At 71.1% G+C, this 21,042-nt stretch carries 15 protein-coding genes and 1 pseudogene; 4 read left to right on the forward strand and 12 right to left on the reverse strand.

Going from position 1 to position 21,042, the window contains the following annotated elements; translation table 11 throughout:
* Positions 1 to 56 precede the first annotated feature (56 nt).
* On the forward strand, positions 57 to 1,592 hold the full coding sequence (locus ACIGJO_RS25075; protein ID WP_399961585.1) for an ATP-dependent DNA ligase: 1,536 nt from the start codon (positions 57 to 59) through the stop codon (positions 1,590 to 1,592).
* A gap of 86 nt (positions 1,593 to 1,678) precedes the next feature.
* Here ACIGJO_RS25075 and ACIGJO_RS25080 read toward each other — a convergent pair whose 3' ends face one another.
* The 6 genes from ACIGJO_RS25080 to ACIGJO_RS25105 form a co-directional block, all read right to left on the reverse strand.
* Positions 1,679 to 3,040 carry an NAD(P)/FAD-dependent oxidoreductase gene (locus tag ACIGJO_RS25080; protein ID WP_399961587.1) on the reverse strand — a complete coding sequence of 454 codons (1,362 nt, stop codon included), beginning with the start codon at positions 3,038 to 3,040 and terminating at the stop codon, positions 1,679 to 1,681.
* Positions 3,041 to 3,210: 170 nt separating this feature from the next.
* Positions 3,211 to 4,992: an ABC transporter ATP-binding protein gene (locus tag ACIGJO_RS25085; RefSeq protein WP_399961589.1), complete on the reverse strand. Its 1,782-nt coding sequence runs from the start codon at positions 4,990 to 4,992 to the stop codon at positions 3,211 to 3,213.
* A complete protein-coding gene (locus tag ACIGJO_RS25090) occupies positions 4,989 to 6,887 on the reverse strand; it encodes an ABC transporter transmembrane domain-containing protein (RefSeq protein ID WP_399961736.1) in 1,899 nt (632 codons plus the stop codon). The genes ACIGJO_RS25085 and ACIGJO_RS25090 overlap by 4 nt, the downstream gene beginning before the upstream one ends.
* A gap of 198 nt (positions 6,888 to 7,085) precedes the next feature.
* Complete coding sequence (locus ACIGJO_RS25095; RefSeq protein WP_399961591.1) at positions 7,086 to 8,537, reverse strand: Gfo/Idh/MocA family protein; 1,452 nt, start codon at positions 8,535 to 8,537, stop codon at positions 7,086 to 7,088.
* Positions 8,538 to 8,851: 314 nt separating this feature from the next.
* Entirely contained in the window at positions 8,852 to 11,782 is a 2,931-nt protein-coding gene (locus ACIGJO_RS25100) for an FAD-binding and (Fe-S)-binding domain-containing protein (protein ID WP_399961593.1), read from the reverse strand.
* Positions 11,783 to 11,840: 58 nt separating this feature from the next.
* A complete protein-coding gene (locus ACIGJO_RS25105) occupies positions 11,841 to 12,284 on the reverse strand; it encodes a MarR family winged helix-turn-helix transcriptional regulator (RefSeq protein WP_399961595.1) in 444 nt (147 codons plus the stop codon).
* Between the two features lie 105 nt (positions 12,285 to 12,389).
* Between ACIGJO_RS25105 and ACIGJO_RS25110 the strand changes: the two genes are divergently transcribed.
* On the forward strand, positions 12,390 to 14,195 hold the full coding sequence (locus ACIGJO_RS25110) for an ABC transporter ATP-binding protein (protein ID WP_399961599.1): 1,806 nt from the start codon (positions 12,390 to 12,392) through the stop codon (positions 14,193 to 14,195).
* 366 nt (positions 14,196 to 14,561) lie between these two features.
* A complete protein-coding gene (gene mltG / locus ACIGJO_RS25115; protein WP_399961601.1) occupies positions 14,562 to 15,413 on the forward strand; it encodes an endolytic transglycosylase MltG in 852 nt (283 codons plus the stop codon).
* 65 nt (positions 15,414 to 15,478) lie between these two features.
* On the opposite strand, the gene ACIGJO_RS25120 is transcribed toward mltG, so the two are convergent.
* From ACIGJO_RS25120 to ACIGJO_RS25140, 5 genes and pseudogenes are all read right to left on the reverse strand, one after another.
* Positions 15,479 to 16,567: an NAD(P)-binding domain-containing protein gene (locus ACIGJO_RS25120; protein WP_399961738.1), complete on the reverse strand. Its 1,089-nt coding sequence runs from the start codon at positions 16,565 to 16,567 to the stop codon at positions 15,479 to 15,481.
* Between the two features lie 90 nt (positions 16,568 to 16,657).
* Positions 16,658 to 17,872 carry an LLM class flavin-dependent oxidoreductase gene (locus ACIGJO_RS25125; RefSeq protein ID WP_399961740.1) on the reverse strand — a complete coding sequence of 405 codons (1,215 nt, stop codon included), beginning with the start codon at positions 17,870 to 17,872 and terminating at the stop codon, positions 16,658 to 16,660.
* A 108-nt stretch (positions 17,873 to 17,980) separates the two neighbouring features.
* A pseudogene (locus ACIGJO_RS25130) lies at positions 17,981 to 18,463 on the reverse strand (ATP-binding cassette domain-containing protein); the annotation flags it as partial.
* The gene (locus ACIGJO_RS25135; RefSeq protein ID WP_399961742.1) at positions 18,436 to 19,293 is read right to left on the reverse strand and encodes an ABC transporter permease; all 858 of its coding nucleotides are present in this window, start codon (positions 19,291 to 19,293) and stop codon (positions 18,436 to 18,438) included. The pseudogene ACIGJO_RS25130 and the gene ACIGJO_RS25135, both read right to left, overlap by 28 nt.
* Before the next feature lie 251 nt (positions 19,294 to 19,544).
* The gene (locus tag ACIGJO_RS25140) at positions 19,545 to 19,628 is read right to left on the reverse strand and encodes a putative leader peptide (RefSeq protein ID WP_350692898.1); all 84 of its coding nucleotides are present in this window, start codon (positions 19,626 to 19,628) and stop codon (positions 19,545 to 19,547) included.
* A gap of 92 nt (positions 19,629 to 19,720) precedes the next feature.
* Here ACIGJO_RS25140 and ACIGJO_RS25145 point away from each other — a divergent pair, with 92 nt between their 5' ends.
* A complete protein-coding gene (locus ACIGJO_RS25145) occupies positions 19,721 to 20,143 on the forward strand; it encodes a YjbQ family protein (RefSeq protein ID WP_399961603.1) in 423 nt (140 codons plus the stop codon).
* A gap of 285 nt (positions 20,144 to 20,428) precedes the next feature.
* Here the strand turns inward: ACIGJO_RS25145 and ACIGJO_RS25150 are convergent, their stop codons facing one another.
* Positions 20,429 to 20,848, reverse strand: a complete 420-nt coding sequence (locus tag ACIGJO_RS25150) for a hypothetical protein (protein WP_399961605.1) — start codon at positions 20,846 to 20,848, stop codon at positions 20,429 to 20,431.
* Positions 20,849 to 21,042: the final 194 nt, after the last annotated feature.

Below are 21,042 nucleotides of genomic sequence, written 5' to 3' on the forward strand. Positions count from 1 at the left end.
CCCGGGGCGCGTGTTCTGCGCGGGCGGTGCGCCCGGTGGCGTAGCAGGATGAAACCATGCTGCTCGCCCGGCTCGCCGAAGTGTCCCTCGCGGTCGCCGCCACGTCCGCGCGGACGGCGAAGGTGGCGCTGCTGGCCGAACTGTTCCGGGACGCCGGACCGGACGACGTGCCGATCGTGATCCCGTACCTCGCGGGCCGGCTGCCGCAGGGGCGGCTGGGCATCGGGTGGCGCACGCTGGGCGGCCCCGTGCCGCCCGCCGCCGCCCCCACCCTCACCGTGGCCGCGGTCGACGCCGGGCTCACCGAGATCGGTGCCCTCTCCGGTCCGGGCTCCCGCGCCGCGCGCCAGGAGGTCCTGCGAGCGCTGTTCGGCGCGGCCACCGCCGACGAGCAGCACTTCCTGAGGGCCCTGCTGACCGGCGAGGTACGGCAGGGCGCGCTGGACGCCGTCGCCGTGGACGCCCTGGCGCGCGCCGCCGGAGCGCCGCCCGCCGGGGTACGCCGCGCCGTGATGCTCGCCGGGTCGCTCCAGGACGTGGCGCGGGCCCTGCTGGCGGACGGGCCGGACGCGCTCGGCACCTTCCGGCTCACCGTGGGCCGCCCGGTCCAGCCGATGCTGGCGCACACCGCGCGCTCGGTCACCGAGGCGGTCGGGCGGCTCGGGCCGTGCGCGGTGGAGGAGAAGCTCGACGGCATCCGGGTGCAGGTGCACCGGGACGGCGACCGGGTGAGGGCCTACACCCGGACCCTCGACGACATCACCGGCCGGCTGCCCGAAGTGGTCCGCGCCGTGGCCGGGCTCCCGGGCGACCGGTTCATCCTCGACGGCGAGGTGCTCGCCCTCGGGGCGGAGGGCAGGCCGCGCCCGTTCCAGGAGACCGCCGCCAGAGTGGGCTCCCGGCGCGACGTGGCCGGTGCGTCGGCACACGTCCCTCTCGTTCCGGTCTTCTTCGACGCGCTGTACATCGACGGCGAGGACCTGCTCGACCTGCCCTTCACGGCCCGGCACACGGCGCTCGCCCGGCTGGTCCCCGAGCCCCTGCGGGTACGGCGCGTCCTGGTGCCCGACCCCGACGACGAGGCCGCGCGCCACGCGGCCGGGACCTTCCTCGCCGCCACCCTGGAGCGCGGCCACGAAGGCGTCGTCGTCAAGAGCCTCGACGCGCCCTACAGCGCGGGCAGACGGGGAGCCTCCTGGCTGAAGGTGAAGCCGGTGCACACCCTGGACCTGGTCGTGCTGGCCGCCGAATGGGGACACGGCAGACGCACCGGAAAGCTCTCCAACCTCCACCTGGGCGCCCGGCTGCCGGACGGCTCGTTCGCCATGCTCGGAAAGACCTTCAAGGGCCTCACCGACACGATGCTCAGCTGGCAGACCGAACGGCTGCGCGAGCTCTCCACCGGCGACGACGGATTCGTGGTCACCGTGCGACCGGAGCTCGTCGTCGAGATCGCCTACGACGGACTCCAGCGCTCCACCCGCTATCCGGCCGGTGTGACGCTGCGGTTCGCCCGGGTGCTGCGCTACCGCGAGGACAAGCCGCCGCAGGAGGCGGACACCCTGGAGACGGTCATGTCCCGGCGGACGTGACACCCGGGTCGTACCCCGACGCGCCCCGCGTACAACACCCCGCCGAGCCCCGTCGCCGCGGGACGCGGCACAGCGCCGTACGGCGGTCAGCGGCCGGTCACCGCCGGCCGGGTGTGCTCCCTGATCTGCTCCGGCGTCAGATACGCGTCCGTGTACTCGAAGTCCCGCAGCGTGGCGGGCTTGCGGGACTGGAACCCGGTCCGTACGAAGTCGTCACCGGCGACGGCGTTGAGCATCCAGTTCGTCAGGACGCGGGTCTTGGCGACATTCGTCCGCAGCGCCGACCAGTGGTAGCCGCGCGCCACCGCCTGCGCGGACAGCCCCTTCAGCTCGATGCCGAGCGGCTTGGACACCGCGTCCCGGCCACCGAGGTCCACGACCAGCCCGAGATCCTTGTGGACGTAGTCCCGCAGCGGAAGTCCGCGCAACGACGCGACGAGATTGTCCGCGAGCGTGCGGCCCTGACGCATGGCGTGCTGGGCGGTCGGCGGGCAGACCGCACCGTCGCCCTTGGCCAGGTCGGGCACCGCGGCCGCGTCGCCGAGCGCGAACACCCCGTCCGAACCGGGCAGCTTCAGCTCGGGTGTCACAGCGAGCCGCCCGCGTACCGTCTCCGCCCCGAGCGTGGCGATCAGCGGGCTCGCGGCCACCCCCGCCGTCCAGATCAGGGTGCGGCAGGGCAGCACCCGGCCGTCGGTGAACGTCACCTGCTCCGGTCCCGCCTCGGCGACCGACACCCCCAGCGACACCTCGATCCCGCGCTTGCGCAACACCTCCAAGGCACTGCGCCCCAGCGCGTCGCCGAGCTCCGGCATGAGCTTGGGAGCGATGTCGATCAGATGCCACTTGATCAGCTTCGGGTCCAGCCGCGGATAGTGCCGGACGGCGCTGGTGGTGAGCCGTTGGAGACAGGCAGCGGTCTCCGTGCCCGCGTAACCGCCGCCGACCACCACGAACTGCAGCCGGGAGGCCCGCTCCGCCTCGTCCTGGCTGGCGTCCGCCAGATCGAGCTGGGCGATGACATGGTCGCGGATGTACGCGGCCTCGGCGAGGGTCTTCATCCCCCGCGCGTTGTCCAGCAGACCGGGAATGTCGAACGTCCGCGTGACGCTCCCCGCGGCGATCACGATGTAGTCGTAGGGCTCGTTCACGATCTCGTCAGTGATCTTGCGGATCACACAGACCTTCGCCGCGATGTCCACCCCGATGGCCCCGCCGGGGATGATCCGCGTGCGATGACGACTGCTGCGCCGCAGCGACACGGCGACCGACTGGGGGGTGAGCACGCCGGCGGCGACCTGGGGCAGCAGCGGCAGATACAGCTGGTAGGAGAACGGTGTGACGAGTGTGATCCCGGCTTCCCCCGGGGTGAGCCTGCGCTCCAGACGGCGTACGCATTCGACACCGGCGAAGCCGGCGCCGACAACGAGAATCCTGGGTGGTGCCACGGTATGCGTCCCTTCTCGGGCCTACGCGGTCCTGTGCTCGCCCGCCCCGCATTCCGGGCCGGTCACCCCTCATCCTCACCGGGCGCCGCGGAATGCGCCTCCCGGCACAGGGGGAAGGGCGGTCCCCCGGATGAGGGAGCCGCCCCGGCACCGTGGCACCGCGATGCGCGTCAGCCGTGCCAGGACCGCCACAGCGCGGCGTACGCGCCGTCCGCCGCCACCAGGGCGTCATGGCTGCCCAGCTCACTGATCCGGCCGTCCTCCACGACCGCGATCACATCCGCGTCGTGCGCCGTGTGCAGCCGGTGCGCGATCGCCACGACCGTACGCCCGTCCAGCACCCGGGCCAGCGAACGCTCCAGATGACGTGCCGCCCGCGGGTCCAGGAGCGAGGTCGCCTCGTCCAGCACGAGCGTGTGCGGGTCGGCGAGGACCAGCCGGGCCAGCGCGATCTGCTGCGCCTGCGCCGGGGTGAGCGCCAGACCGCCCGAACCGACCTCCGTGTCCAGTCCCCCTTCGAGCGCCCTCGCCCACCCGTCCGCGTCGACCGCCGCGAGCGAGGCCCACAGCTCGGCGTCCCCCGCTCCGGCGCGGGCGAGCAGCAGGTTGTCGCGGAGCGAACCGACGAAGACATGGTGCTCCTGATTGACCAGGGCCACATGCTCACGCACCCGCTCCGCCGTCATCCGGGACAGCTCGGCGCCGCCGAGGGTCACCTCCCCGGTCCGCGGGGCGTAGATCCCGGCCAGCAGCCGGCCGAGTGTCGACTTGCCCGCGCCCGAGGGGCCGACCAGCGCCAGACGGGTGCCCGGGGCGACATCGAGCGACACCTTGTGGAGCACGTCGACCCCGGCCCGGTACCCGAAGCGCACCTCGTCGGCCCGCACCGCACGGCCGTCCGGTCCGACCCCGGCGTCGCCCGCGTCCGGCTCGATCTCCCGTACGCCGACCAGCCGGGCCAGTGACACCTGGGCCACCTGGAGCTCGTCGTACCAGCGCAGGATGAGACCGATCGGATCGACCATCATCTGGGCCAGCAGCGCCCCCGTCGTCAGCTGTCCGACGGTGATCCAGCCCTCCAGGACGAACCACCCGCCGAGCAGCAGCACGGCGCCGAGAATCGTCACGTACGTGGCGTTGATGACCGGGAACAGCACGGAGCGCAGGAAGAGCGTGTAGCGCTCCCATGCCGTCCACTCCTTGATCCGCCGGTCGGAGAGCGCCACCCGCCGGGCGCCCAGACGGTGCGCCTCCACAGTCCGCCCGGCGTCCACGGTCTCCGCGAGCATCGCGGCGACCGCCGCGTATCCGGCGGCCTCCGAGCGGTACGCCGACGGGGCCCGCCGGAAGTACCAGCGGCAGCCCAGGATCAGCACCGGCATGGCGACCAGCACGGCGAGCGCGAGCGGCGGCGCGGTCACGGTCAGCGCGCCGAGCAGGAGCCCGGCCCACACCACCCCGATCGCCAGCTGCGGCACGGCCTCGCGCATCGCGTTGGCCAGCCGGTCGATGTCCGTGGTGATCCGGGAGAGCAGATCCCCCGTACCGGCCCGCTCCAGGACACCCGGCGGCAGCCCGACCGACCGTACGAGGAAGTCCTCGCGCAGATCGGCGAGCATCTCCTCGCCGAGCATCGCGCCGCGCAGCCGCATGGTCCGGGTGAACAGCGTCTGGACGACCAGCGCGATCGCGAACACCGCGGCGGTGCGCTCCAGATGCAGGTCGCTCACGCCGTTCGACAGGTCCTCGACCAGCCCGCCCAGCAGATACGGCCCGACGATCGAGGCGATCACCGCCACCGCGTTCACCGAGACGAGCACGGCGAAGGGTTTGCGGTGGCGCCGCAGCAGATCCCGTACGTAGGTCCGTACGGTCGTGGGTGTACCGACCGGCAGGGTCGTCGCCGACTCCGGGGCGGCCGGGTCGTACGCCGGTGGTGCGACGCCGATCATGCCCTCTCCTCGATTTCCTCGATCGTGTCGATCGCTTCGGTGTGCGCGATCCTGTCCGGTACGGCGGGCCCGTCCGGCGCGGCCGACGCCGCGGCTTCGTCATCGGTCTCGCGGGTGACGACCGCCCGGTAGTGCGGTTCGGCGCGCAGCAGCTCGCGGTGGGTACCGACGGCCATCACCGTGCCCTCGTGGACCAGGACCACCCGGTCGGCCAGGTCGAGCAACAGGGGTGACGAGGCGAACGCGACCGTCGTCCGGCCCCGGCGCAGCCGCTTGATGCCTGCCGCGACCCGGGCCTCCGTGTGCGAGTCGACGGCCGAGGTCGGCTCGTCGAGCACCAGCGCCTCCGGGTCGGTGACCAGGGACCGGGCCAGCGCGAGCCGCTGGCGCTGGCCACCGGAGAGGGACCGTCCCCGCTCGGTGATCCGGGTCCCCATCGGGTCGCCCTCCGTGTCGGGCGACGCCTGGGCCAGCGCGGCCAGCACATCGCCGCACTGGGCCGCCTCCAGCGCGTCCCCGGCGGCCACCTGACCGGACGAGGGAACGTCCAGCAGCTCCCGGAGCGTGCCGGACAGCAGCACCGGATCCTTGTCCTGCACCAGTACGGCGGTCCGCGCCGAGTTAAGCGGCAGCTCGTCCAGCGGTATGCCACCGAGCAGCACCGAAGGGGCCGTCGCGGCACCCGCGCCGATGTCTGCGCGGCTGTCGCCCCCGGTGTCCTCGCCGGTCTCCGGACCGGTCTGGACATGTCCGCCCAGCCGCTCGGCCAGCCGGCCCGCCTCGTCCGGATCACCGCAGACCACGGCCGTGAAGAGGCCCTGGGGGGCCATCAGACCGGTGACGGGGTCGTACAGATCGCCCGCGGGCACCTGGTCCTCCCCGATCGTGGCGGGCCGCGCGCTGCGGTGCAGCGACAGCACCCGGACCGCGCGCTGCGCGGAGGGACGGGAGAAGGAGTACGCCATGGCGATCTCCTCGAAGTGCCGCAGGGGGAACAGCATCAGTGTTGCCGCGCTGTACACCGTGACCAGCTGGCCGACGTCGATCTTCCCGTCGTGGGCCAGTGCCGCCCCGTACCAGACCAGCGAGATCAGCAGAACTCCCGGCAGCAGGACCTGGACCGCGGAGATCAGGGCCCACATCCGCGCGCTGCGTACAGCGGCCTTGCGGACCTCCTGGGAGGCACGCCGGTAGCGGCCGAGGAAGAGCTCCTCGCCGCCGATGCCGCGCAGGACCCGCAGACCGGCGACCGTGTCCGAGGCCAGCTCGGTCGCCCTGCCCGCCTTCTCGCGCTGGATGTCCGCGCGCCGGGTGGCCCGGGGGAGCAGCGGCAGTACGGCCAGTGCCAGCACCGGCATGGCGACCGCCACCAGGACGCCGAGGGAGGGCAGATAGATGACGAGGCCGACGCAGATCAGCACGAGTGCGGTGGCGGCGGCGGCGAAGCGGGAGAGCGCCTCGACGAACCATCCGATCTTCTCCACATCGCCGGTGGACACGGCGACGACCTCGCCCGCGGCGACCCGGCGGGTCAGCGCGGAGCCCAGCTCGGCGGTCTTGCGGGCCAGCAGCTGCTGGACCCGGGCGGCCGCGGTGATCCAGTTGGTGATCGCGGTCCGGTGGAGCATGGTGTCGCCGACCGCGATGAGCACGCCGAGAACCACGATCAGCCCGCCGGACAGCGCGAGCCGCTCGCCGGAACGGTCGATGACGGCCTGGACGGTCACACCCACGGCGAGCGGAAGTCCGGCGATCGACAACTGGTGGAGCAGTCCCCAGGAGAGGGACTTCAGCTGACCGGCGAGCTGACTGCGCCCGAGCCAGTACAGGAAGCGTGGGCCTGAACGGACATCGGGATCGCCAGGATCCGAATACGGAAGGTCGCGAATGTGCATGACGTCCCAGGGCTCTGAAGGGGTGAGATCCACGACGGATCCCGACGTACGGTGCGGGGAGCAAACGGCGCAATGTTCGCTTCCGGCACCGGCCCGGGGCAACTGGTTTTCCGCTGGGGGACATCGGGCGGCGGTCACGCCCGTATCTACCGGCCGGGGGCCGGGGTTCCGCACCGGCAGGCGCGGAACCCCGTGCCGTCACCCGGCGGGCTTCTCCGAGTCCATGCCGGAACGGGCCTTCTTCCACTCACCGCGGGTGAAGTCCGGTATCTGCTGCGGGGCGCCCTTGGCCTTGATGGACAGATGGCTGAGCGGCACGGGCGCCGTCCAGGTCGCCGCGTCGTACACATCGAAGTCCGGGACGAGCCCGAGCCGCATGCACTGCATCAGCCGGAACACCATCATGTAGTCCATACCGCCGTGACCACCGGGCGGGTTGGCGTGCTCCTTCCACAGCCAGTGGTCCCATTCGGCGTACTTGGAGAAGTCCGCCCACTGGTCGTCGGTGTGGTCGGGCTCGATGTAGATACGGGCCGGGTAGTCCTCGAAGACTCCCCTGGTGCCTCCGAGGCTGTTGATACGTGAGTAGGGGTGCGGCGTCGACACATCGTGCTCCAGCCGGATGACCCGGCCCTTGGCCGTCTGGACCAGGCTGATCGTGCGGTCGCTCTCGATATAGGTCTCCTTCCAGCTGGGATCGCCGGCCGGCATGTGCTCCTTCCGGTAGGCCGCGAGACCGAGCGCGGGGGACCCGACGCTGGTGATGCTGACGGCGCGGTCCCCGCGGTTGATGTCCATGTAGTTGGAGACCGGCCCGAACCCGTGGTTGGGGTACAGGTCGCCGCGCAGCCTGGTGTGCCAGAGCCGGCGCCAGGGCCCCTCGTAGTAGTCGGGGTCGAACATCAGGCCGCGCAGATCGTGGTTGTACGCGCCCGCGCCGTGCAGCAGATCGCCGAAGAGACCGGCGTGCGCCATGCGCAGGACGCGCATCTCGTTCCGGCCGTAGCAGCAGTTCTCCAGCTGCATGCAGTGCCGCCGGGTGCGCTCGGAGAGGTCGACCAGCTCCCAGAGCTGATCCAGCCGCAGAGCGATCGGACACTCCACACCGACATGCTTCCCGTTGAGCATGGCGGTCTTCGCCATCTCGAAGTGGAAGTCCCAGGGCGTGGCGACATAGACGAAGTCGATGTCCCCGCGCTCGCAGAGTTTCTCGTAGTCGTCCTCACCGTTGGTGTAGACGGCGGGCGCCGGCTGACCGGCGGCGGTGACCTTGGCGGACGCTCTCTCGGCCTTGGCCTTCACCGGGTCGCAGACAGCCATGACCTGTACGCCGGGAACGGCGAGGAAGAGATCGATCATGCTGCCGCCGCGGTTGCCGAGGCCCACGATGCCGACCCGGACCGTGGAACGCCCGTCGAAGGGCACCCCGGCCATGGTGCGGCCCTTGCGCGCGGGCGCGGCAGCGGTCTCCTCAGCGGGGAGCGCGGCGGCCGGCCCGGGTGAGGCGGCGGACGCCGCGCCGGCGCCCAGACCGCCGAGGCCGAGTCCGGCACCGGCCACTCCCGCCGTGGTCCGGAGCACCGAACGACGGCTCGGCGAGCTGTCGTCGGCGCCCTGCGGTCCGTTCCCGTGCTGTGCGTCGTCGTTCATCGAGCCTCCAGGTGGGGATGGGGGTTCTGACGGTGCGCGTGCGGATCCGGGACCCCGGCTGTGCGGCGGGGCCCGAACCTCGGTATGGACCTTGGACGTTGAGGCTTGGGGTGCGCAAGGGATGCAATTGGACTCTCGCGCCGAAACCATGGACTTTCGCACCGGCGCGGCCCGGCGGGAGGCCGGGCCGCGCCGGTGCGCGGGCAGCACGAAGCGCGCGGTGGTGCCCGGTCACGTCACATGGAGCCGCGTGGCCCAGGACGGCCGCCCGGCTCCACGTGACGTGACCGGCCGCCGGGCGACCGCCGTCCGGATCAGGCGGACGGCCGGGTGGCCCGCTCCAGCTCCATCAGCACGGAGTGGTACTGCCGCCCCGTCGCCCGGTCCATCCCGATCTCGCACATCCGGTTCGCCGACAGATAGGCGTCGTACTCCCGGCTGTTGACCTCGGCGGCCTCCTTCGCGGTCGCCGATGCCGTCAGCTCCTTGTGCAGCATGCCCCGGTCACCCGCGAAGGCGCAGCACCCGGCGTCGTCGGGGATGACCACTTCGTCGGCGCAGGCCTCGGCGAGGGTGCGCAACTGCGCCACATCACCCAGGTGTTCCATGGAGCAGGTCGGGTGGAGGACGGCGGAGCCGGTCCTGCGGAGCACCGTCAGCTCCGGCAGCAGCTCGTCGGCCGCCCAGACCAGGGAGTCGAGGACGGTCAGCTCCCGGTGGAGCTCCAGGTTGTCCTCGGTGAGATACGGCACCACCTCATGGGCGATGCCCAGCGTGCAGGACGAGGCGTCGACGACCAGCGGCAGCTTTCCGCCCGCCGTCCAACCCCACGCCGCCTCCACGATGCGGTTGGCCATCACCGCGTTGCCCGCGTCGTACCCCTTGGAGTGCCAGATCGTCGAGCAGCAGGTCCCCGCGACGTCCTCGGGAATCCACACCGGCTTGCCGGCCCGCGCCGACACGGCCACGACCGCCTCGGGCAGCGAGGGCTCCCGCTGCCCGTCCGGCCCCGAGAAGATGCGGTTCACACACGCCGGGTAGTACACCGCGCTCGCACCGACGCGTGTCGTCCCGGGCAGCTTGCGGGCGGCGGCGCCGGGGATCTCCGGAAGCCATTCCGGTACGAGATCGGGGCGCACGGCCTTGCGGGCCAGCCCGGTCACGGACTCCAGCAGCCGGTCACCGATCTTGTCGGCCGCCGCGACGGCCAGCCGTGCCGAGGCCTCCACCGTCTTGAAGTTCTTCGCGGTGAGGGCGGCGATCCGCTCCTCGCGGGGCGAGTGCCGGAGGTGGCGGAAGTCCTTCATCATCACGCCCGTGTCGATCCCGACCGGGCAGGCCAGCTTGCAGGTGGAGTCACCCGCGCAGGTGTCCACCGCGTCGTAGCCGTAGGCGTCGAGCAGACCGGTCTCCACCGGTGAGCCGTCCGGCTGACGCATCATCTCCCGGCGCAGCACGATCCGCTGGCGCGGTGTGGTGGTCAGATCCTGGCTGGGGCAGGTGGGTTCGCAGAAGCCGCACTCGATGCACGGATCGGCGACCGCCTCCACCTTCGGGATCGTCTTCAGCCCGCGCAGATGGGCCCGGGGATCGCGGTCGAGGACGATACGGGGGGCCAGGACCCCGGAGGGGTCGATGACCTGCTTGGTGCGCCACATCAGCTCGGTCGCCCGCGGCCCCCACTCCAGCTCCAGGAACGGCGCGATGTTGCGCCCGGTGGCGTGCTCCGCCTTGAGCGACCCGTCGAAGCGGTCCACGACGAGCGTGCAGAAGTCCTCCATGAACGCGGCGTACCGCTCGACGTCGGAGGGCCGCGCGGCGTCGAACGCGAGCAGGAAGTGCAGATTGCCGTGGGCCGCGTGACCCGCGACGGCGGCGTCGAAGCCGTGCTCCGCCTGTAGTCCGAGCAGCGCCTCGCACGCGTCGGCGAGCTGCGACGGCGGGACCGCGAAGTCCTCCGTGATCAGTGTCGTCCCCGAGGGGCGGGAACCGCCGACCGCGGTGACGAACGCCTTGCGGGCCTTCCAGTAGCCGGAGATCGTCCGGGTGTCACGCGTGAACTCATTGGTGATGGAGGCGGCCGGTGCGACCAGGTCGAGGTCCGCGACCACCTCGCCCGCCGCCCGCTCGTAGGTCTCCTGCCCGGCTTCGTCCGGGGCGCGGAACTCCACGAGCAGCGCGGCGGTCTCCTTGGGCAGTGCGGCCCAGTCCGCCGGGACTCCCTGGACGCTGACCGAAGCGCGCAGGGTGTTGCCGTCGATGAGCTCCACCGCGATGGCGCCCGCCTCGTTGAACCGGGGGACGGCGGCCGCGGCGGCGGTCAGCGAGGGGAAGAACAGCAGCGCCGTGGAGATCCGCCGGTCCAGCGGCAGCGTGTCGAAGACGACCTCGGAGATGAAGCCGAACGTGCCCTCGGAGCCGACCATCAGCCCGCGCAGGATCTCCACGGGGGTCGAGCCGTCGAGGAAGGCGTCGAGGCGGTAGCCGTTGGTGTTCTTGATCTCGTACTTGGCGCGGATCCGGGCGGTGAGCGCGGCGTCCGCCTCGATCTCCGCCTTGAGGGCCAGCAGGTCCGCGCACAGCTGCGGCTCGGCGCGGGCCAGCGCCCCGTCGGCGTCGGGACCGGCCGTGTCGACGACCGTGCCGCTCGGCAGGACGAAGGTCAGCGAGGCGACGGTGCGGTACGAATTACGGGTCGTCCCGGCCGTCATCCCGGAGGCGTTGTTGGCGACGACCCCGCCTATGGTGCAGGCGATGGCGCTGGCCGGGTCGGGTCCCAGCAGCCGTCCGTGCCGGGCCAGCGTGGCGTTCGCCCGCATGACGGTGGTCCCCGGCCGGATCCGGGCCCGCGCCCCGTCGTCCAGGACCTCGATCCCCGTCCAGTGCTGACGTACGTCGACGAGGATGTCCTCGCCCTGGGCCTGGCCGTTCAGGCTGGTGCCCGCGGCCCGGAAGACGACGTCGCGGCCCTTGCCGTGCGCGTACGACAGGATCGCCGAGATGTCGTCGATGTCCTCGGGGACCAGGACGACCTGCGGAAGGAACCGGTAGGGGCTCGCGTCGGAGGCGTACCGCACGAGGTCGGAGACCTTCCACAGCACCTTGCCGGCGCCGAGCAGCGCGGTGAGCTCGGAGCGCAGCGGCTCGGGGGTGCCCTGCGCGTTCCGGTCGGGCACCCGGTCGGGCGAGGGCTCACGCACCGTACCGGGACGAAGGGCTTCCGGGTTCGGCTCCAGCAACGGCATGTCAAAGTCTCCTCAGGCAGCTCGGCGCGGTACCCCGCGCCCGTTCCCTTTCAGCATGTCAGCAGTGCCGCTCGGGCATTCCGTCGACCAGGGCTGACAGCAGTCCGCCGAGCACCTCGCGCTGATCGGCGGTCAATGGGGCCAGGATCTCCTCTGCGGCGGCCCGGCGCGCGCTGCGCAGGGAGCGCAGCGTGGTGCGCCCCTCGTCGGTGATCTCGACGCGCACCACCCGGCGACTGTCCGGATCGGCGGCGCGCCGCACCCGGCCCGCCGCCTCCAGGGCGTCCACCAGGGTGGTCACGGCCCGCGGCACGACGTCCAGGCGCTGGGCGAGATCGGCCATCCGGGGCGCGGCGTCGTACTGCGCGACGGTGCGCAGGAGCCGGAACTGCGCGGGAGTGATGCCGGCCGGCTCCAGCTGGCGGCTCTGGATGCGGTGGAGCCTGCGCGTCAGCCGCAGCAGTTGCTCGGCCAGCAGGCCGTCGGAGTCGGGGGAGTCCATACGGGAACAATATCAGGACTCCGTTCATTGTGAGTATAGGTAACAATGAGCTATGCTCTTGAAATCCTGACATGCGTCTGTGTCTCAAGCCCGGCGAAGGAGCACATGAAACCCGACGTACCCACGTGGACACCCCCGCCCGCCGATGCCGCCCAGCCGCCCGCCGAGCTGCGCCGCATCTTCCGGCTCTTCCGTCCCTACCGCGGCCGGCTCGCGCTGGTCGGCCTGCTGGTCGGCGCCTCGTCACTGGTGTCGGTCGCCTCCCCGTTCCTGCTCCGCGAGATCCTGGACACCGCGATCCCGCAGGGGCGCACGGGGCTGCTCACGCTGCTCGCCCTCGGCATGATCCTCACCGCCGTGATGAACAGCGTCTTCGGCGTCCTGCAGACACTGATCTCCACCACCGTCGGCCAGCGGGTCATGCACGATCTGCGCACCGCCGTCTACACCCAGCTCCAGCGGATGCCACTGGCCTTCTTCACCAGGACCCGCACGGGTGAGGTGCAGTCCCGCATCGCCAACGACATCGGCGGCATGCAGGCGACGGTCACCTCCACCGCGACGTCGCTGGTCTCCAACCTCACCGCGGTCATCGCCACCGTCGTCGCCATGCTGGCGCTGGACTGGCGGCTGACCGTGGTCTCCCTGCTCCTGCTGCCCGTGTTCGTCTGGATCAGCCGTCGCGTCGGCCGGGAGCGCAAGAAGATCACCACGCAGCGCCAGAAGCAGATGGCCGCCATGGCGGCCACGGTCACCGAGTCCCTCTCGGTCAGCGGAATCCTGCTGGGCCGCACCATGGGCCGCTCGGACTCCCTCACACAGGGATTCGCCGAGGAGTCAGAGCGGCTGGTCGACCTGGAAGTGCGCTCCAACATGGCCGGACGGTGGCGGATGTCGACGATCGGCATCGTCATGGCCGCCATGCCCGCCGTCATCTACTGGGCCGCCGGTCTCACCCTCCAGTCCGGTGGCACGGCCGTCTCCATCGGCACGCTGGTCGCGTTCGTCTCGCTCCAGCAGGGGCTGTTCCGTCCGGCCGTGAGCCTGCTGTCCACGGGTGTGCAGATGCAGACCTCCCTCGCGCTCTTCCAGCGGATCTTCGAGTATCTCGACCTCGATGTGGACGTCACCGAACCCGAGAACCCGGTCCGTCTGGAGAAGGTCCGCGGAGAAGTCGCCTTCGAGGACGTCGACTTCAGCTACGACGAGAAGAACGGCCCGACCCTCACCGGCATCGACGTGAAGGTTCCGGCGGGCGGCAGCCTGGCCGTCGTCGGGCCCACCGGCTCCGGAAAGTCCACCCTCAGCTATCTGGTGCCCCGCCTGTACGACGTCACCGGTGGCAGGGTGACGCTCGACGGCGTCGACGTGCGGGACCTGGACTTCGACACCCTCGCCCGCGCGGTCGGGGTGGTCTCCCAGGAGACGTATCTCTTCCACGCCTCGGTCGCCGAGAATCTGCGCTTCGCCAAGCCGGACGCCACCGACGAGGAGATCGAGGCCGCGGCGCGTGCCGCGCAGATCCACGACCACATCACGTCCCTGCCCGACGGGTACGACACGCTGGTCGGCGAGCGCGGCTACCGCTTCTCGGGCGGTGAGAAACAGCGGCTGGCGATCGCCCGCACGATTCTCCGGGACCCCCCGGTGCTGATCCTCGACGAGGCGACCAGCGCCCTGGACACCCGTACGGAACACGCGGTGCAGCAGGCGATCGACTCCCTCTCGGCGGGGCGCACGACGATCACCATCGCCCACCGGCTCTCCACGGTCCGTGACGCGGACCAGATCGTCGTCCTGGACGGCGGGCGAACGGCCGAGCGCGGTACGCACGAGGAGCTGCTCGGCCGGGGCGGCCGGTACGCGGCCCTGGTCCGCCGCGATGCCCAGCCCGTCCCGGCAGTGTCATGAGCTGCGGAAACGGCAGCGCCGCCGCTCCCGTGGGACGGGGAGCGGCGGCGCCGGTGAGGCAATGGTCAGACGAGCCAACCCACGAAGTGGACGATGCCGGCGAGCAGGTTGGTGAGGAAGTTCATCTGGTGCTTCTCCTTGTTGCGTGATGCATATGTGGGACTGCGCAGTCGCGGTCTGCAGCCCGTTGCCTGCGCTCTGTAATCATCAGGCCCCGCACCGGAGTTGAGCAACGAAAATCGATACGATCACACGTTCCAGCGAACATCCGCTCCCTTGTTCGTGCGTTCTGTCTGTTCGGGCGCTGTTCGTGTCGTCGATGCCGAGGTCCGGGACGAGGGCGGCGGTGCGGGTTACCGTGCCCGCATGGTGAACGAGTCCCCGGACGTTCGGCCCCGCCGTGGAATGCGTCCGACGCGACGCGGGCGGCTGGTCCTTCTGATCGGCGCGGCGCTCGTCGTGGCGGCGGCCGTACTGATTCCCCTGCTGCTGATCAGCGGAGCGGAAGAGAAGAAGGAGCAGCCGCGCACACTCCTGATTCCCGAGGGCCGGCGGGCCTCCCAGGTGTACGAGGCGACCGACAGTGCTCTCGGTGTCGCGGCAGGCACCACCACGAAGGCGGTTCCGACCGCGGGCCTCGCACTCCCGGCCGAGGCCGGGGGCAATCCGGAGGGGTATCTCTTCCCCGCCACCTACCCCATCGATTCCGGCGCCACCTCCGAGAGCCTGCTGCGCTACATGGTGGACACCGCCCTCAAGCGTTTCGGCGCGGACCACATCACCGCGGGGGCGCAGCGCAACAGCGTCTCCGTCTACCAGGCGGTCACGATCGCCAGCGTGGTGCAGGCCGAGGCCGACACCGGGACCGACATGGGCAAGGTGGCCCGCGTCGTCTACAACCGGCTGGCCCGCGACATGCCCCTCCAGATGGATTCCACGCTCAACTACGCGCTGAAGCGCTCCACCGTGGACACCACGGCCGGGGACACCCGGATCGACAGCCCGTACAACAGCTACGAACGCAAGGGGCTGCCGCCGACGCCCATCGGCAATCCGGGGGAGCAGGCCATGAGGGCGACGATCAGTCCGACGCCCGGACCCTGGCTGTACTTCGTCACGGTGAAGCCGGGCGACACCCGCTTCACCGACAGCTACGCGGAACAGATGAGGAACGTCGAGGAGTTCAACCGAAACCGCCGCGCCACCACCGCGGGCTGAGCAGCCACCACGGGCCGGGCCGCGCCGCCACCGCGGGAACGTGCCGCGCGTCCGGGCGGGTCCGGTCAGGCGGGAACGGCCGCCGGGGCCTCCTCGCGTCCGGCCCCGTCCAGCAGGCGCCGGACCGACCGGACCGCCGCCCGTCCCGCCCGGTTGGCGCCGATGGTGCTGGCGGAGGGGCCGTACCCCACGAGATGCACGCGCCCGTCCCGTACGGCCCGGGTGTCCTCGGCCCGGATGCCGCCTCCCGGCTCGCGGAGCTTCAGCGGCGCCAGATGGTCGACGGTGGGCCGGAATCCCGTCGCCCAGAGAATCACATCGGCCTCGACCATCCGCCCGTCCTCCCAGACCACCCCGGTCGGCGTGATCCGGTCGAACATCGGGAGCCGGTCGAGAACCCCCTGCTCACGGGCGTGCCGGACGGCATCGGTGAGCGGCAGGCCGGTGACGCTCACCACGCTCTGCGGCGGCAGCCCGCGCCGTACCCTCTCCTCCACCATCGTCACGGCGGCCCGTCCCTGCTCCTCGCCGAAGGGCCCCTCCCGGAAGACCGGGGCCCGCCGCGTCACCCAGTACGTCGCGGCGGCGACCTCGGCGATCTCCATCAGATGCTGAGTGCCGGAGGCGCCGCCGCCGACGACGATCACCCGCTGACCGGCGAATTCCCCGGGCCCCGGGTAGTTCGCCGTGTGCAGCTGCCGTCCCCGGAAGGTCTCCTGTCCTGGGTATCGCGGCCAGAAGGGCCGGTCCCAGGTACCCGTCGCGTTGATCAGCGCACGGGTGGCGTAGGTGCCCTCGGAGGTCTCGACGAGCAGCCGTCCGCCGCCCCCCTCGCGCACGGCGCTCACCTCGACCGGGCGGTGCACCCGCAGCCCGAAACGGTGTTCGTACGCCTCGAAGTACTCCCCGATCACCTCGGACGAGGGCCGGCTCCCGTCGGCGCCCGTCAGCTCCATCCCGGGCAGTGCGTGCATCCCGTGGACCTTGCCGTACGTCAGTGAGGGCCAGCGGAACTGCCAGGCTCCGCCCGGACGGGGCGAGTGGTCGAGCACCACGAAGTCCCGGTCCGGCTCCAGGCCGGAGCGGCGCAGATGGTAGGCGGCGGACAGTCCCGCCTGTCCGGCGCCGATCACGGCCACGTCCAGCTCGCGCACCCCAAATTCGTTCACGCTTCTACTAACTGTGCGGGGTTCCTGGATCTTCCCGCCCGGAGGATCCAGGAACCCGGCCGGGCATCCCGCGGCTCAACGCCCCCCGGCCACCAGCAACGGCGCCCCGCCCGGCGCGGATGCCGGACGGCCATGTGCCCCGGGCACCCCCAGCAGCGGGGACGCCGGGACGGTCGACAGCAGCCCGCGGGCCGCCAGCTCGGGAGTCACGCCCTCACCGAACCAGTACGCCTCCTCCAGATGCGGATAGCCGGAGAGCACGAAGTGCTCCACGCCCAGCGAGTGGTACTCCTCGATCCGGTCGGCGACCTCCGCGTGGCTGCCGACCAGGGCCGTACCCGCACCACCCCGCACCAGACCGACGCCCGCCCAGAGATTCGGCGAGATCTCCAGGTTGTCGCGCGAGCCGCCGTGCAGCGCCAGCATCCGCTGCTGCCCGACCGACTCGCTCCGGCCCAGTGCCTGCTGCGCGGCCGCGACCGTCCCGGGGTCGAGATCCCCGAGCAGCCGGTCGGCCGTCGCCCAGGCCTCGCGCGAGGAGTCCCGCGAGATGGTGTGCAGCCGGATCCCGAAGCGCACGGTGCGCCCCTGCTCCTCCGCCAGCCCGCGAATCCAGTCGGTCTTCTCCTTCACGGCGGTCGGCGGCTCGCCCCAGGTGAGATAGACATCGGCGTGCGCGGCCGCCACCGGTCCGGCCGCCGCCGACGAGCCACCGAAGAAGATGTCGGGCAACGGGTCCGGCGGCAATGCCGTCAGCCCGCCCTCCACCTGATAATGCTCCCCGTCGAAGTCGTACGGGCGGCCGCTCCACGCGCCCCGCACCACCGACAGGAACTCCGCGGTCCGGGCGTAGCGGCGGTCATGGCCGAGATGGTCGCCGAAGCGCCGCTGCTCCGTGGAATCGCCGCCGGTCACCACATTGAGCAGCAGCCGCCCGCGCGTGATCCGCTGGTAGGTCGCGGCCATCTGGGCGGCCAGCACCGGCGAGATCACACCGGGCCGGAACGCCACCAGGAACTTCAGCCGCTCGGTGTGCTGGGCCAGGGCGACCGTCGTCAGCCAGGCGTCCTCGCACCAGGTGCCGGTGGGTGTCAGCACGGCCTCGAAACCCAGCTGCTCTGCGGCCTTCGCCATCTGCGCCAGATACTCGATGTCGGGAGCGCGCACCCCGGACACCGGTGTGATCCGGTCGCGCCCGATGCCGCCGTCCGTGTAGGCGTGCCGGTCGACGAGGGTCCGGCCGTCGCCGCCGGTGGGCAGGAACCAGTGCAGATGCAGCGCCTCGTCCACGTCGTGGGTGACCAGCAGCACCGCGCAGCCGCGCCGCCGCCAGAGCTCGGCCACCAGGCGCTGCGCCCGGATCCGCGTCAGCGCGTCGAGCGCGCCGAACGGTTCGTCGAGCAGCAGCAGATCGGGCTCACGCGCCAGGGCTCGGGCCAGGGACGCGCGCTGGGCTTCCCCGCCGGAGAGCGTCCTGGGCCAGGCCCCGGCCAGGCCCTTGAGTCCGACCTCCTCCAACGCCCGTTCCGCAACCGCTCGTCCGGGCTTTCCGGGCAGTCCGAGCAGTACGTTGCGCCAGACCCGTTTCCAGGGCATCAGCCGGGGTGCCTGGAAGGCGACGGCCCGCCGGCGGGGTACGAGAACGGTGCCGTCGATCTCCCGGTCGAGACCGGCCAGCACCCGAAGGGGCGTGGACTTCCCGCAGCCTCTGCGTCCCAGCAGGGCGGTGAACTCCCCGGCCCGCAGGGTGAGATCGAGACCGTCGATGACCGGACGCCCGTCGAACGCGCGGGTCAGCCCCGCGACCCGAACGGCGGCCTCCGGACCTTCGGACGGGACGGGGACACGGGCGGTCACTGGCCCGTGAAGGTCGGTCGCCATTGCAGCAGCAGCCTTTCGAGAATCCGGACGATGGCATCGGCGGCGAGGCCGAGGAAGGCATAGACGACCAGGCAGACGACGATCACGTCGGTGCGGAAGAACTCCCGGGCCTGGTTCATCAGGAAGCCGATCCCCGCGTCCGCGTTGACGGACTCGCCGAAGACGAGCGCCAGCCAGGCGGTGGCGAGGGAGTACCGCAGTCCGGTCATGGCTCCGGGCAGTGCTCCCGGCAGCACCACATGGCGCACCATGGCCCACCGGCCGAGCCCCAACGACTGTCCTGCCTCGATGAGCTGGGCGTCCACGCTCCGTATTCCGGCATGGACGTTGAGGTACGGATGGAAGGCGACCCCGAGGGCGATGAGCGCCACCTTCGGAGCCTCACCGATGCCGAGCCAGATGATGAAGAGCGGTATCAGTCCCACCCACGGGTCGGTGCGGAGCATCTGTACGGTCGCGTCCACGAGGTCCTCGCCCAGCCGGGACAGCCCCGAGACCAGCGCGAGCGCCGTCCCGGCCACCGCGCCGAGCAGCAGACCGGCGGCCACCCGCTGGAGCGACACCGCCATGGCGGAGGGCAGAGTCCCGTCCGCGACCAGACCGGCCCCGGCCCGCGCGATGGTGCCGGGCGAGGCGAGCACGTCGGGGTGCAGAACACCCGTGGCGCTGAACACCTGCCACAGGGCGAGCAGCAGCAGTGGACCGGCCGTACGGCGCAGCCAGCGCGGAACGGACCGCAGAAGCGTCCCGCGGGCGGACGAGGGGAGTACGGGTTCGAGATCCGGCGGACCCGGCCGCGGGCCGGAGGTCCTGGCCGGAGCGATGGATATGCCGGGCGGTGGGGCGGATGGTCATGAGGGCTCCACGAGCAGTCCACGGGCAGGGGCGGGGAACAGCGGAACGGCGCCACCCGGTTCATCCGCACCCGCACGCCGGCCAGGACAGTGGCACAGGAATCACGTCACGGTGCCGGCGGAACGGGACGCGGCGGGGGTATGTACGACGAAGGCGCGCGCACCCGCTCGGCGCGGGCGAACGTCAGCACCCGGTCAGAGCGGGCGGAACATGCGCTGGGAGAACGTCAGCAGCCGCGGCGACACGCGGCGGAGGCCACCCGCAGCAGGTCGATGTGACCGCGCGAAGTGAGCAGAGCCGATCGGAACATGTCGCTGAACGTAGCGATGCGCTGCGGAACCGGTCGATGGCGTCTCGGCACGTGGACGTGCCATCGTGCCGCGCGGGCGGCAAGATGAAGCCATGGCCGACAGCTTCACCACCAGTGTTCTGCACATCACCACCGGCTCCACGGAGAGCGTCACCGACCTGACCCATGACTGCGAGGAGTTCCTCACCCGCACCGCGGCGGGCCGGGACGGTCTGCTCAATGTCTTCGTGCCGCACGCCACCGCGGGAATCGCCGTCCTGGAAGTCGGCGCGGGCAGCGACGACGACCTCCTCGCGGCCCTGCACACCCTGCTGCCCGCCGACGAACGCTGGCAGCACCGCCACGGCAGCCCCGGCCACGGCCGCGACCATGTGCTGCCGGCTCTCGTCCCGCCGCACGCCACCCTGCCGGTCATCGCGGGACAGCTGGCACTGGGGACGTGGCAGTCGGTGTGCCTGGTCGATACGAATATGGACAATTCGCATCGTCAGGTTCGTCTGAGCTTCCTCGGTTAGTGGGAGAGCGTCGGTGGGACTGCAGTGGGGAAGTCTGGTCGCACCAACTGAGGGATGCGCAGGGTTGTTCGTCGGCGCGGTTTACCGGGCTTAGCTCCATCTTCGGGTAGCAACCCCGCTTCCGCTTCGTCCACCTGATTCCGATGACATCGCACGTGGAGTGTGTGGCGATTCTGGAACCTGCGGGCAAGGGAATCTGACCTGCGGATTTTTGGTTTGGTTGGGTCGCTCGACCTGATTTCCTCTCGCGACCCGAGGATTGCCACCTCCTCCGCACTCCTGGAACTAGTCGGCCAAGGCCGGCTCGTTGGTGGTATCCATCCCAGCCGTCCTGACTACCGCCCGGCAGAACTCCACGGGAGGGCGGTAGTGGTGCTCCGTGATGTAGTGGATGACGAGGTTGGGGGCCGCGTAGACAGTGCCGTCGGCGTCCTGCGCCCGGATCTCGGCAGACCCGAGCCATACCTGGGTGTCGAAAGCCGGACCACCAAGAATGACGGGCCGCTCGGTGGAGCAGAACTCGCAGTCGTGGACACCGCGCGTCTGGTTGTCGTAGGCACTGCTGAGGGTCTTCAGCGCATCTGTCACACGATCGTCCACAGCGCCGGTGCGGTAAGCGCAATCGGGCGCCAACCAGCCGACGTTGAGCATCGCCTGGTCCGATGTGTCGTACACGTAGGTGGTCATGTCGGGGTAGTGGGGCATGATCACTCCTCAGCGTGGGCTTGCTCACCGTGATCGACCCCGGGAATACGGTGCAGTTCGGTATGTCCTCGCCGGGGCAGAATATCTGCGTGGCACTTTTTTGCCCTGCTCGACAGCAGGTCCGACGGGCTGTCCGAGCATTTTCCCATCCTCGACGTAGAGGTAGCCCCAGGTGCCGCTAGGAACGTGGGTCA

This window comes from Streptomyces sp. NPDC079020 (assembly GCF_044542225.1).
Taxonomy (GTDB): Bacteria; Actinomycetota; Actinomycetes; order Streptomycetales; family Streptomycetaceae; genus Streptomyces.

Coding starts and splice junctions, on each gene's coding strand:
- ACIGJO_RS25100 (WP_399961593.1), bottom strand. CDS start 11,782: ATGCCGTTGCTGGAGCCGAACCCGGAAGCCCTTCGTCCCGGTACGGTG.
- mltG (WP_399961601.1), top strand. CDS start 14,562: ATGGTGAACGAGTCCCCGGACGTTCGGCCCCGCCGTGGAATGCGTCCG.
- ACIGJO_RS25150 (WP_399961605.1), bottom strand. CDS start 20,848: ATGCCCCACTACCCCGACATGACCACCTACGTGTACGACACATCGGAC.
- ACIGJO_RS25090 (WP_399961736.1), bottom strand. CDS start 6,887: ATGCACATTCGCGACCTTCCGTATTCGGATCCTGGCGATCCCGATGTC.
- ACIGJO_RS25145 (WP_399961603.1), top strand. CDS start 19,721: ATGGCCGACAGCTTCACCACCAGTGTTCTGCACATCACCACCGGCTCC.
- ACIGJO_RS25085 (WP_399961589.1), bottom strand. CDS start 4,992: ATGATCGGCGTCGCACCACCGGCGTACGACCCGGCCGCCCCGGAGTCG.
- ACIGJO_RS25110 (WP_399961599.1), top strand. CDS start 12,390: ATGAAACCCGACGTACCCACGTGGACACCCCCGCCCGCCGATGCCGCC.
- ACIGJO_RS25075 (WP_399961585.1), top strand. CDS start 57: ATGCTGCTCGCCCGGCTCGCCGAAGTGTCCCTCGCGGTCGCCGCCACG.
- ACIGJO_RS25095 (WP_399961591.1), bottom strand. CDS start 8,537: ATGAACGACGACGCACAGCACGGGAACGGACCGCAGGGCGCCGACGAC.
- ACIGJO_RS25140 (WP_350692898.1), bottom strand. CDS start 19,628: ATGTTCCGATCGGCTCTGCTCACTTCGCGCGGTCACATCGACCTGCTG.
- ACIGJO_RS25105 (WP_399961595.1), bottom strand. CDS start 12,284: ATGGACTCCCCCGACTCCGACGGCCTGCTGGCCGAGCAACTGCTGCGG.